General features: G+C 64.3%; 5 protein-coding genes, 1 tRNA gene and 3 rRNA genes. 8 read left to right on the top strand and 1 reads right to left on the bottom strand.

Translation table 11 applies throughout. The features are described from left to right. Nucleotides 1-846: 846 nt before the first annotated feature. The 3 genes from OHA17_RS13060 to rrf all read left to right on the top strand — a co-directional run bounded on the left by OHA17_RS13060 (nucleotide 847) and on the right by rrf (nucleotide 6,009). Nucleotides 847-2,372: ribosomal RNA gene (locus tag OHA17_RS13060) — 16S ribosomal RNA — on the top strand. 303 nt (nucleotides 2,373-2,675) lie between these two features. Next, nucleotides 2,676-5,800, top strand: a 23S ribosomal RNA gene (locus OHA17_RS13055). Nucleotides 5,801-5,892: 92 nt separating this feature from the next. Next, a 5S ribosomal RNA gene (rrf, locus tag OHA17_RS13050) occupies nucleotides 5,893-6,009 on the top strand. Together the 16S, 23S and 5S rRNA genes form the textbook arrangement of a ribosomal RNA operon. Before the next feature lie 441 nt (nucleotides 6,010-6,450). Here rrf and OHA17_RS13045 read toward each other — a convergent pair. Then, nucleotides 6,451-6,522, bottom strand: a tRNA-Arg gene (locus OHA17_RS13045). Nucleotides 6,523-6,688: 166 nt separating this feature from the next. Between OHA17_RS13045 and OHA17_RS13040 the strand changes: the two genes are divergently transcribed. From OHA17_RS13040 to thrC, 5 genes are all read left to right on the top strand, one after another. Further along, a complete protein-coding gene (locus OHA17_RS13040) occupies nucleotides 6,689-7,114 on the top strand; it encodes a response regulator (protein WP_053726972.1) in 426 nt (141 codons plus the stop codon). An 89-nt stretch (nucleotides 7,115-7,203) separates the two neighbouring features. Continuing rightward, nucleotides 7,204-8,190, top strand: a complete 987-nt coding sequence (nrtL, locus tag OHA17_RS13035) for an ArgS-related anticodon-binding protein NrtL (protein WP_406506759.1) — start codon at nucleotides 7,204-7,206, stop codon at nucleotides 8,188-8,190. Between the two features lie 68 nt (nucleotides 8,191-8,258). Further along, nucleotides 8,259-9,650 carry a diaminopimelate decarboxylase gene (gene lysA, locus OHA17_RS13030; RefSeq protein WP_406506758.1) on the top strand — a complete coding sequence of 464 codons (1,392 nt, stop codon included), beginning with the start codon at nucleotides 8,259-8,261 and terminating at the stop codon, nucleotides 9,648-9,650. Nucleotides 9,651-9,748: 98 nt separating this feature from the next. After that, nucleotides 9,749-11,041 carry a homoserine dehydrogenase gene (locus tag OHA17_RS13025; protein ID WP_053726975.1) on the top strand — a complete coding sequence of 431 codons (1,293 nt, stop codon included), beginning with the start codon at nucleotides 9,749-9,751 and terminating at the stop codon, nucleotides 11,039-11,041. 6 nt (nucleotides 11,042-11,047) lie between these two features. Next, the gene (thrC, locus tag OHA17_RS13020; RefSeq protein WP_406506755.1) at nucleotides 11,048-12,106 is read left to right on the top strand and encodes a threonine synthase; all 1,059 of its coding nucleotides are present in this window, start codon (nucleotides 11,048-11,050) and stop codon (nucleotides 12,104-12,106) included. The last annotated feature ends 66 nt before the right edge of the window (nucleotides 12,107-12,172 follow it).

The following is a 12,172-nucleotide window of genomic DNA, read 5'->3' as shown; positions in this document are numbered from 1 at the left end:
AGTCCGTCTCCGGCCACAGAGACGACGTTAGGAGTTGACGCAACGGCAACCGCAAGCCGAGACGAGGGCCGGGCCTGTCGACGCCGGGGGTACGGGGCTTTAGGGGCGCGGGAATCTGCGCGACCAGCCACAGGCAGTCCGCGGACGACGAACACACTTCTGGGGGCCTTGGGGGCGTCGTCCCCCAAAGGCGAGGGGGCGCGTGAAGCCCGCAGAACCTCGTGTAGTGTTCTCCGAGTTGTCACGCAGCCGGGATGGCTCCGAGGCAACCATCCGCCGCAGATTCTGCGGCAACCCCAACTCAGCACGATCTCCCGACCGGGAGTGCTTTCGGCATGCCGAATTCAATTCTGGTCGGACCGGAAGACTCGATTACGAATCGCCGGAAAGATCCGCTAGAGTTCGGGACGTCGGAACGGCCCAACAGTCGGGAAGACACCCCGATTTCGACCGGGAATCAGGCCTGAAAGGATCTGATAGAGTCGGAACTGCCGGAAAGGGAAACCCGAGAGGGGGAACCGGAAAGGCGCCGAGGAAATCGGACACGAAAGAGTCTGATAGAGTCGGGAACACGAAATACCGAAGGGAAGCGCCCGGAGGAAAGCCCGAGAGGGTGAGTACGAAGGAAGCGTCCGTTCCTTGAGAACTCAACAGCGTGCCAAAAGTCAACGCCAGATTGACAACCCCGTATCCGCTTCGGTGGATCGAGGTTCCTTTGAAAAGTCCACTCGCCCCCTTTGGGGTGTGGGTGGCGATTACACAGCGAGGACGCTGTGGACGACCGGCCTCATTCCGGCCTGGTCGTCCCGCTCTTACGTGATGTGTGCACCCGATTACGGGTAAACATTCATGGAGAGTTTGATCCTGGCTCAGGACGAACGCTGGCGGCGTGCTTAACACATGCAAGTCGAACGATGAAGCCCTTCGGGGTGGATTAGTGGCGAACGGGTGAGTAACACGTGGGCAATCTGCCCTTCACTCTGGGACAAGCCCTGGAAACGGGGTCTAATACCGGATAACACTTCCTGCCGCATGGTGGGGGGTTAAAAGCTCCGGCGGTGAAGGATGAGCCCGCGGCCTATCAGCTTGTTGGTGGGGTGATGGCCTACCAAGGCGACGACGGGTAGCCGGCCTGAGAGGGCGACCGGCCACACTGGGACTGAGACACGGCCCAGACTCCTACGGGAGGCAGCAGTGGGGAATATTGCACAATGGGCGAAAGCCTGATGCAGCGACGCCGCGTGAGGGATGACGGCCTTCGGGTTGTAAACCTCTTTCAGCAGGGAAGAAGCGAAAGTGACGGTACCTGCAGAAGAAGCGCCGGCTAACTACGTGCCAGCAGCCGCGGTAATACGTAGGGCGCAAGCGTTGTCCGGAATTATTGGGCGTAAAGAGCTCGTAGGCGGCTTGTCACGTCGGATGTGAAAGCCCGGGGCTTAACCCCGGGTCTGCATTCGATACGGGCTAGCTAGAGTGTGGTAGGGGAGATCGGAATTCCTGGTGTAGCGGTGAAATGCGCAGATATCAGGAGGAACACCGGTGGCGAAGGCGGATCTCTGGGCCATTACTGACGCTGAGGAGCGAAAGCGTGGGGAGCGAACAGGATTAGATACCCTGGTAGTCCACGCCGTAAACGTTGGGAACTAGGTGTTGGCGACATTCCACGTCGTCGGTGCCGCAGCTAACGCATTAAGTTCCCCGCCTGGGGAGTACGGCCGCAAGGCTAAAACTCAAAGGAATTGACGGGGGCCCGCACAAGCAGCGGAGCATGTGGCTTAATTCGACGCAACGCGAAGAACCTTACCAAGGCTTGACATATACCGGAAACGGCCAGAGATGGTCGCCCCCTTGTGGTCGGTATACAGGTGGTGCATGGCTGTCGTCAGCTCGTGTCGTGAGATGTTGGGTTAAGTCCCGCAACGAGCGCAACCCTTGTTCTGTGTTGCCAGCATGCCCTTCGGGGTGATGGGGACTCACAGGAGACTGCCGGGGTCAACTCGGAGGAAGGTGGGGACGACGTCAAGTCATCATGCCCCTTATGTCTTGGGCTGCACACGTGCTACAATGGCCGGTACAAAGAGCTGCGATGCCGCGAGGCGGAGCGAATCTCAAAAAGCCGGTCTCAGTTCGGATTGGGGTCTGCAACTCGACCCCATGAAGTCGGAGTTGCTAGTAATCGCAGATCAGCATTGCTGCGGTGAATACGTTCCCGGGCCTTGTACACACCGCCCGTCACGTCACGAAAGTCGGTAACACCCGAAGCCGGTGGCCCAACCCCTTGTGGGAGGGAGCTGTCGAAGGTGGGACTGGCGATTGGGACGAAGTCGTAACAAGGTAGCCGTACCGGAAGGTGCGGCTGGATCACCTCCTTTCTAAGGAGCACTTCTCACCAGGTTCGCCTGGTCAGAGGCCATTTCGTCGGCAAACGTCCGACGGTGGTCAGCTCATGGGTGGAACGTTGACTATTCGGCACGATGCTTCAGGGTCACCAGTACTGCTTCGGCGTGGAACGTGAACCAGGGAGGATCGGGTCGGGCACGCTGTTGGGTGTCTGAGGGTACGGACCGTGAGGTCTGTCCTTCTGATGCCGGCCCCAGTGAACTCACCACGATGTTGGTGGGGTGATGGGTGGCTGGTCGTTGTTTGAGAACTGCACAGTGGACGCGAGCATCTGTGGCCAAGTTTTTAAGGGCGCACGGTGGATGCCTTGGCACCAGGAACCGATGAAGGACGTGGGAGGCCACGATAGTCCCCGGGGAGCCGTCAACCAGGCTTTGATCCGGGGGTTTCCGAATGGGGAAACCCGGCAGTCGTCATGGGCTGTCACCCATACCTGAACACATAGGGTATGTGGAGGGAACGAGGGGAAGTGAAACATCTCAGTACCCTCAGGAAGAGAAAACAACCGTGATTCCGGGAGTAGTGGCGAGCGAAACCGGATGAGGCCAAACCGTATGCGTGTGATACCCGGCAGGGGTTGCGCATGCGGGGTTGTGGGATCTCTCTTCTGTCGTCTGCCGGCGACAGGACGAGTCAGAAACCGTTGGTGTAGGCGAAGGACATGCGAAAGGTCCGGCGTAGAGGGTAAGACCCCCGTAGCTGAAACATCAACGGCTCGTTTGAGAGACACCCAAGTAGCACGGGGCCCGAGAAATCCCGTGTGAATCTGGCGGGACCACCCGCTAAGCCTAAATATTCCCTGGTGACCGATAGCGGATAGTACCGTGAGGGAATGGTGAAAAGTACCGCGGGAGCGGAGTGAAATAGTACCTGAAACCGTGTGCCTACAAGCCGTGGGAGCGTCGCTGGCAGCACTTGTGCTGTCAGTCGTGACTGCGTGCCTTTTGAAGAATGAGCCTGCGAGTTAGCGGTGTGTAGCGAGGTTAACCCGTGTGGGGAAGCCGTAGCGAAAGCGAGTCCGAACAGGGCGATTGAGTTGCACGCTCTAGACCCGAAGCGGAGTGATCTAGCCATGGGCAGGTTGAAGCGGCTGTAAGAGGTCGTGGAGGACCGAACCCACCAGGGTTGAAAACCTGGGGGATGACCTGTGGTTAGGGGTGAAAGGCCAATCAAACTCCGTGATAGCTGGTTCTCCCCGAAATGCATTTAGGTGCAGCGTCGTGTGTTTCTTGCCGGAGGTAGAGCACTGGATAGGCGATGGGCCCTACCGGGTTACTGACCTTAGCCAAACTCCGAATGCCGGTAAGTGAGAGCGCGGCAGTGAGACTGTGGGGGATAAGCTCCATGGTCGAGAGGGAAACAGCCCAGAGCATCGACTAAGGCCCCTAAGCGTACGCTAAGTGGGAAAGGATGTGGAGTCGCAGAGACAACCAGGAGGTTGGCTTAGAAGCAGCCACCCTTGAAAGAGTGCGTAATAGCTCACTGGTCAAGTGATTCCGCGCCGACAATGTAGCGGGGCTCAAGCGTACCGCCGAAGTCGTGTCATTCCAGCATATAGGGCCAACGCCTGCTGGGATGGGTAGGGGAGCGTCGTGTGCCGGGTGAAGCTGCAGCGGAAGCTAGTGGTGGACGGTTCACGAGTGAGAATGCAGGCATGAGTAGCGATACACACGTGAGAAACGTGTGCGCCGATTGACTAAGGGTTCCTGGGTCAAGCTGATCTGCCCAGGGTAAGTCGGGACCTAAGGCGAGGCCGACAGGCGTAGTCGATGGACAACCGGTTGATATTCCGGTACCCGCTTTGAAACGCCCAGTATCGAGCCCATTAATGCTAAGGCCGTGAAGCCGTTCCGGACCCTTCGGGGAATGGAAAGTGGTGGAGCCGCCGGCCCAAGGTGGTAGTAGGTAAGCGATGGGGTGACGCAGGAAGGTAGTCCAGCCCGGGCGGTGGTTGTCCCGGGGTAAGGGTGTAGCCCGTCATCTAGGCAAATCCGGATGACATATAAGGGTGAGACCTGATGCCGAGCCGATTGTGGTGAAGTGGATGATCCTATGCTGTCGAGAAAAGCCTCTAGCGAGTTTCATGGCGGCCCGTACCCTAAACCGACTCAGGTGGTCAGGTAGAGAATACCGAGGCGTTCGGGTGAACTATGGTTAAGGAACTCGGCAAAATGCCCCCGTAACTTCGGGAGAAGGGGGGCCACGTCCGGTGATGAGTCTTGCACTCTGAGCTGGGGGTGGCCGCAGAGACCAGCGAGAAGCGACTGTTTACTAAAAACACAGGTCCGTGCGAAGCCGTAAGGCGATGTATACGGACTGACGCCTGCCCGGTGCTGGAACGTTAAGGGGACCGGTTAGTCACATTTCGGTGTGGCGAAGCTGAGAACTTAAGCGCCAGTAAACGGCGGTGGTAACTATAACCATCCTAAGGTAGCGAAATTCCTTGTCGGGTAAGTTCCGACCTGCACGAATGGCGTAACGACTTCTCGACTGTCTCAACCATAGGCCCGGTGAAATTGCACTACGAGTAAAGATGCTCGTTTCGCGCAGCAGGACGGAAAGACCCCGGGACCTTTACTACAGTTTGATATTGGTGTTCGGTTCGGCTTGTGTAGGATAGGTGGGAGACTTTGAAGCGGCCACGCCAGTGGTTGTGGAGTCGTCGTTGAAATACCACTCTGGTCGTGCTGGATGTCTAACCTCGGTCCGTGATCCGGATCAGGGACAGTGTCTGATGGGTAGTTTAACTGGGGCGGTTGCCTCCTAAAGAGTAACGGAGGCGCCCAAAGGTTCCCTCAGCCTGGTTGGCAATCAGGTGTTGAGTGTAAGTGCACAAGGGAGCTTGACTGTGAGACCGACGGGTCGAGCAGGGACGAAAGTCGGGACTAGTGATCCGGCGGTGGCTTGTGGAAGCGCCGTCGCTCAACGGATAAAAGGTACCCCGGGGATAACAGGCTGATCTTCCCCAAGAGTCCATATCGACGGGATGGTTTGGCACCTCGATGTCGGCTCGTCGCATCCTGGGGCTGGAGTCGGTCCCAAGGGTTGGGCTGTTCGCCCATTAAAGCGGTACGCGAGCTGGGTTTAGAACGTCGTGAGACAGTTCGGTCCCTATCCGCTGCGCGCGCAGGAACATTGAGAAGGGCTGTCCCTAGTACGAGAGGACCGGGACGGACGAACCTCTGGTGTGCCAGTTGTCCTGCCAAGGGCATGGCTGGTTGGCTACGTTCGGAAAGGATAACCGCTGAAAGCATCTAAGCGGGAAGCCTGCTTCGAGATGAGTGTTCCCACCTCCTTGAGAGGGTAAGGCTCCCAGTAGACGACTGGGTTGATAGGCCAGATGTGGAAGCCCGGTAACGGGTGGAGCTGACTGGTACTAATAGGCCGAGGGCTTGTCCTCAGTTGCTCGCGTCCACTGTGTTTGTTCTGAAGCAATGAACAGCCGTCAGAACCCCTGGTTTCAGTGGGTTCCGGTGTTCAACTTCATAGTGTTTCGGTGGTCATAGCGTTAGGGAAACGCCCGGTTACATTCCGAACCCGGAAGCTAAGCCTTTCAGCGCCGATGGTACTGCAGGGGGGACCCTGTGGGAGAGTAGGACGCCGCCGAACAAATTGTGGGGAAAGCCCCGCACCAGACCGTAGGAATACGGTCACGGTGCGGGGCTTTTTCACGTTTCAAGGCAAGCGTTCCATAGCCCGCGAGTGGAATACCGGAATACGTACAGGTACCGACCATGGCCGGCGCGGAGGCCGGGTACGGGGCCCTTGAGCTCCCCTCGGCCCCTCTGCCCAGGTTCTGGCCCGGAGAAGGCGGAGGAAGGGCCAGCAGGCCGTCCTACAGGGCCTCTTGATGCGTGGGAGGCTCGCCCCGCTCTGGACGACGCACAGAGCCCAGCACAGAGGCCGGCGGAGAGAGCGCGGAAACAACAAGGACGTGGAAACGGCAACGACGCAGAAACGACAAAGAGCCGGACCCAGTTGAACTGGATCCGGCTCTTGAAGTCTGGCACTTCGGCCGATCAGTGGTTTGACCACACTGTCCGGCTTCTGTGCCCCCGGCAGGATTCGAACCTGCGCACACGGCTCCGGAGGCCGTTGCTCTATCCCCTGAGCTACGGGGGCGTCCGCCGCGTTCGGCGGCGACGGGTAGAACCCTACCAGCTCTCCCGGGGTGGCTGTGAACAGGTATTTCGGTCCCTCCGGCGGGCTGTGTCCCCCGGGTGGGGTGGAAGTCGGGAAAACCCGGACGCGGCGGCGTCCTCGGACCTAACCTCAAGGTGTGTCAGGCGTGTCCGGCCGGGTTCTTGTTGTCGACGACAACAAGGTCATCCGGCAGCTGATCAGGGTCAACCTTGAGCTGGAGGGCTTCGAGGTCGTGACCGCGGCCGATGGTGCCGAGTGCCTGGAAGTCGTCCACCGGGTCAGCCCCGACGTGGTCACCCTCGATGTCGTGATGCCCCGGCTCGACGGGCTTCGTACGGCCGCGCGGCTGCGCTCGGACCCCCGTACGAGCCGGCTGCCCGTGGCGATCATCAGTGCGTGCACCCAGTACGAGGTGGAGACCGGGCTCGCCGCCGGGGTCGACGCCTTTCTCGCGAAGCCCTTCGAGCCTGCCGAACTGGTCCGTGTCGTACGGCAGTTGCTGCACCGGGAGGCTCCGCCGTCTGCCGACGGCAGCAGGGAGCCCGGGCGGGCCGGCAGCACCCGGGGCTGACCCACGCTCCGCCGGCCCCGCGGGCCCGCCCTGCCCGTATGGCGAAACCGGTTCGCGGAGGGACCCCCCTTCTCCCATACGCTGGTCCCGTGACCCCCGCAGAGCTCTCCCGTACCGTCGTGCGCGTCGTGCGCAGCGCGGTCGACGAGGGTGCCCTGAGCGTGGCGGGCGACGCGGTGCCCGACGTCGTCAAGGTCGAGCGGCCGAGGCCGGGGGGCGGCGGCGACTACGCCAGCGGGGTCGCCCTCAAGCTCGCCGCCGCGGCCGGACTGCCGCCCCGCCGGGTCGCCGAAGTGCTGCGCCGGCGGATCGCCGACCAGCCCGGGATCGCCCTCGTCGAGATCAGCGGGCCCGGGTTCCTCAACATCACTCTTGATCGCGGCGGCAAGGACCGCGTCGTACGGCGCGTGCTCGAAGCGACGGCCTCGTACGGACACGGGGACGCTCTGCTCGGGCAGAGCTACGACTTCGCCGAGGTGTGCGAGGAGCGGGCCCGGGTCGTCACCGACGTTGTCGTGCGGCTGCTGCGGTCCCAGGGGGCTCTCGCCCGCACCGTCGAGCACGGGGGACAGGTGCTTCCCCTCGTCGCCTGCCCCGAGCCACGGCTCCCCGAGCTCGTCGGTGTCGATGCCGCTCGCTGGGCCATGCTCCGGGCCGCCCGGCACGATCGGCCGCGTATCGAGGTCGACGAGTTGCTCGCTCAGCGGGAGAGCAATGCGCTTTTTCGGGTGCGGTACGCGTACGCCCGGAGTCGTGCCCTCACGCGCAACGCCCTTGAGCTGGGGTTTCGGGGTGAGGTCGGGCCCGTACCCGACGGCGAGATTCTGCTCGGGCTGCTTTCCGATCACCCCGGGGTGCTCGAAAGCGCCGCCCGGCACCAGGCCCCGGACCGGCTTGCGCGGCAGCTCGAAGCCGTGGCCGACGAGCTGCTCCGCTTCCAGCACGGCGTGCTGCCGCTCGGTGACGAGAAACCCTCGGCCGCCCACCGCAACCGGCTCGCCCTCGCCGAGGCCGCCGGGACGGTGCTGGCCGGCGGCCTGTCCCTGCTCGGCATCGACGCCCCCGAGTTTCTGTGACGTGCGCAGACGCGGCCCGTCAGGCGCACACATGACCGCAGACGTGTAAGAGAAGAGACCTAGAGAACATGAGCCGATCCGCGCACCCCGCCGGCCCCCGTCACGCCGACGTGCTGACCGAAGGGCACTACTCCGCGCCGCCCGCCGACCTCAACTCCCTTGACCCGAAGGTCTGGTCGAGCACCGTCACCCGTGACAAGGGCGGCGAGCTGACCGTGGGCGGGCTCGAAGTGTCGCGGCTCGCCGAGGAGTTCGGGACGCCCGCCTACTTCCTGGACGAGGCCGACTTCCGTTCCCGATGCCGGGCCTGGGCCGACGCCTTCGGGCGGGACGCCGACGTGTTCTACGCCGGCAAGGCGTTCCTGTCGCGGGCCGTGGTGCGCTGGCTGCACGAGGAGCGGCTCAACCTCGACGTGTGCTCCGGCACCGAGCTCGCCACCGCGCTCGACGCGGGGATGCCCGCCGAGCGCATCGCCTTCCACGGCAACAACAAGAGCGAGGCCGAGATCCGGCGGGCCGTCGAGGCCGGGGTCGGGCGGATCGTGCTCGACTCGTTCCAGGAGATCGTGCGCGTCGCGCACATCGCCCAGGAGCTCGGGAAGGTGCAGAAGGCCTTCATCCGGGTGACCGTCGGCGTCGAGGCGCACACCCACGAGTTCATCGCCACCGCGCACGAGGACCAGAAGTTCGGCATCGCGCTGGCCGGCGGCCAGGCCGCCGAGGCCGTGCGGCGCGCCCTCAAGCTCGACGGGCTCGAACTGACGGGCATCCACTCGCACATCGGCTCGCAGATCTTCGACATGGCCGGCTTCGAGGTGTCCGCGCGCCGCGTCGTACAGCTCCTCGCCGAAGTGCGCGACGAGCACGGCGTCCAACTGCCCGAGATCGACCTCGGCGGCGGGCTCGGCATCGCGTACACCTCCGAGGACGACCCCCGCGAGCCGCACGAGATCGCCAAGGCGCTCACCGAGATCGTCGCGCGCGAGTGCGACGCGGCCGGCCTTCGCGCACCCCGCATCTCCGTCGAGCCGGGCCGGGCGATCGTCGGGCCGACCGCGTTCACGCTGTACGAGGTCGGCACGATCAAGCCGCTCGAAGGGCTGCGGACGTACGTGAGCGTCGACGGCGGCATGTCCGACAACATCCGGACCGCGCTGTACGACGCCGAGTACTCGGTCTCCCTCGTCTCGCGCACCTCGGACGCCGAGCCGATGCTGGTCAGGGTGGTCGGAAAGCACTGCGAAAGCGGTGACATCGTGGTCCGTGACGCGTTCCTGCCCGCGGATCTCGCGCCGGGTGATCTGATTGCCGTGCCGGCCACCGGTGCGTACTGCCGCTCCATGGCCAGCAATTACAACCACGCGCTGCGCCCGCCCGTCGTCGCCGTGCGCGACGGATCGGCGCGGGTGATCGTCCGACGCGAGACGGAGGAAGATCTCCTGCGTCTCGATGTCGGGTAAATGAAATAGTTGTCTCAGGATCCGGACCGGGGGCAGAAACCCCGGTCCGGTGAGTGAGACTGGTTCGCATTCCAGGTTTGAAGAGGAAACGAGGTCGGATGATGCGTACGCGTCCGCTGAAGGTGGCGCTGCTGGGCTGTGGAGTGGTCGGCTCAGAGGTGGCGCGCATCATGACGACGCACGCCGACGACCTCACGGCGCGCATCGGCGCTCCCGTGGAGCTCGCCGGGGTCGCCGTCCGCCGGCCCTCGAAGGTGCGCGAGGGCATCGACCCCGCCCTGGTCACCACCGACGCCACCGCCCTGGTCAAACGCGGCGACATCGACGTCGTCGTCGAGGTCATCGGCGGCATCGAGCCCGCCCGCACGCTCATCACCACCGCCTTCGAGCACGGCGCCTCCGTCGTCTCGGCGAACAAGGCGCTGCTCGCCCAGGACGGCGCGGCTCTGCACGCGGCCGCCGTCGAGCACGGCCGGGACCTGTACTACGAGGCCGCCGTCGCCGGCGCGATCCCGCTGATCCGCCCGCTGCGCGAGTCGCTCGCGGGCGACAAGGTCAACCGCGTGCTCGGCATCGTCAACGGCACGACCAACTTCATCCTCGACAAGATGGACTCGACGGGCGCCGGGTACCAGGAGGCCCTCGACGAGGCCACCGCGCTGGGCTACGCCGAGGCCGACCCGACCGCCGACGTCGAGGGCTTCGACGCCGCCGCCAAGGCCGCCATCCTCGCCGGGATCGCCTTCCACACCCGGGTCCGCCTCGACGACGTGTACCGCGAGGGCATGACCGAGGTGACCGCCGCCGACTTCTCCTCGGCACGCCAGATGGGCTGCACCATCAAGCTGCTCGCGATCTGCGAGCGGGCCGCCGACGGGGGCTCGGTGACCGCCCGCGTCCACCCGGCGATGATCCCCCTCGACCACCCGCTGGCGTCCGTGCGCGGCGCGTACAACGCGGTGTTCGTCGAGGCCGAGGCCGCCGGACAGCTCATGTTCTACGGGCCCGGCGCGGGCGGCGCTCCGACCGCCTCGGCCGTCCTCGGCGACCTGGTCGCGGTCTGCCGCAACAAGCTCAGCGGCTCGACCGGGCCCGGTGAGTCGGCGTACACGCAGCTGCCCGTGAGCCCCATGGGCGATGTCGTGACCCGCTACCACATCAGCCTCGACGTGGCCGACAAGCCGGGCGTGCTCGCCCAGGTCGCGACGGTCTTCGCCGAGCACGGGGTGTCCATCGACACCGTCCGCCAGTCGGGGAAGGACGGCGAGGCCTCCCTCGTCGTCGTCACCCACCGCGCGGCCGACGCGGCCCTCACCGGGACCGTGGACGCCCTGCGCAAGCTCGACACCGTGCGTGGTGTCGCCAGCATCATGCGTGTTGAAGGGGAGTAACCAGCAATGACCCACCAGTGGCGCGGAATCATCGAGGAGTACCGGGACCGGCTCCCCGTCTCCGCTACGACGCCGGTCGTCACCCTCCGCGAGGGCGGTACGCCCCTCGTGCCCGCGCAGGTGCTCTCCGAGCGCACGGGCTGCGAGGTGCACCTCAAGGTCGAGGGCGCGAACCCGACCGGTTCTTTCAAGGACCGCGGGATGACGATGGCGATCACCCGGGCGAAGGAGGAGGGCGCGAAGGCCGTCATCTGCGCCTCCACCGGCAACACCTCCGCCTCGGCCGCCGCCTACGCGGTGCGCGCCGGCATGGTGTGCGCGGTGCTCGTGCCGCAGGGCAAGATCGCGCTCGGCAAGATGGGCCAGGCCCTCATCCACGGCGCCAAGATCCTCCAGGTCGACGGCAACTTCGACGACTGCCTCACGCTGGCCCGCTCGCTGTCCGACAACTACCCGGTGGCGCTGGTCAATTCGGTCAACCCGGTGCGCATCGAGGGCCAGAAGACGGCCGCGTTCGAGATCGTGGACGCGCTCGGTGACGCCCCCGACATCCACGTCCTGCCCGTGGGCAACGCCGGCAACATCACGGCGTACTGGAAGGGCTACAAGGAGTACGCCGCCGACGGCATCTCGACGCACACCCCGCGCATGTGGGGCTTCCAGGCGTCGGGTTCGGCGCCGATCGTGCGCGGGGAGGTCGTCAAGGACCCCTCGACGATCGCCACCGCGATCCGCATCGGCAACCCGGCCTCGTGGCAGTTCGCGCTGGCCGCGCGGGACGAATCCGGCGGTCTCATCAACGAAGTGACGGACCGTGAGATCCTGCGCGCGTACCGGCTGCTCGCCTCGCAGGAAGGCGTCTTCGTCGAGCCCGCCTCGGCCGCTTCGGTGGCCGGGCTGCTCAAGGCCGCCGAGCGCGGTCTCGTCGACCCGGGCCAGAAGATCGTGTGCACGGTGACCGGAAACGGCCTCAAGGACCCCGACTGGGCCGTCGCGGGCGCCCCGCAGCCCGTCACCGTCCCGGTCGACGCGGCGGCCGCGGCCGAACGCCTCGGTCTGGCGTAGTTCCCTTACGCATCGGCGTCGCGTACGCGTCCCGCATCGCCGGGACGCGTACGTAAAGCCGGACAA

Origin of the sequence: Streptomyces sp. NBC_00212, assembly GCF_045206365.1 — a bacterium.
In the GTDB taxonomy this organism is placed as follows: Bacteria; Actinomycetota; Actinomycetes; order Streptomycetales; family Streptomycetaceae; genus Streptomyces.
This window is presented reverse-complemented; position numbering and strand designations above follow the sequence as displayed.

Bases quoted from the DNA above. Each gene is read 5' to 3' on its own strand.
- thrC (WP_406506755.1), top strand. From the start codon at position 11,048: ATGACCCACCAGTGGCGCGGAATCATCGAGGAGTACCGGGACCGGCTC.
- OHA17_RS13025 (WP_053726975.1), top strand. From the start codon at position 9,749: ATGATGCGTACGCGTCCGCTGAAGGTGGCGCTGCTGGGCTGTGGAGTG.
- lysA (WP_406506758.1), top strand. From the start codon at position 8,259: ATGAGCCGATCCGCGCACCCCGCCGGCCCCCGTCACGCCGACGTGCTG.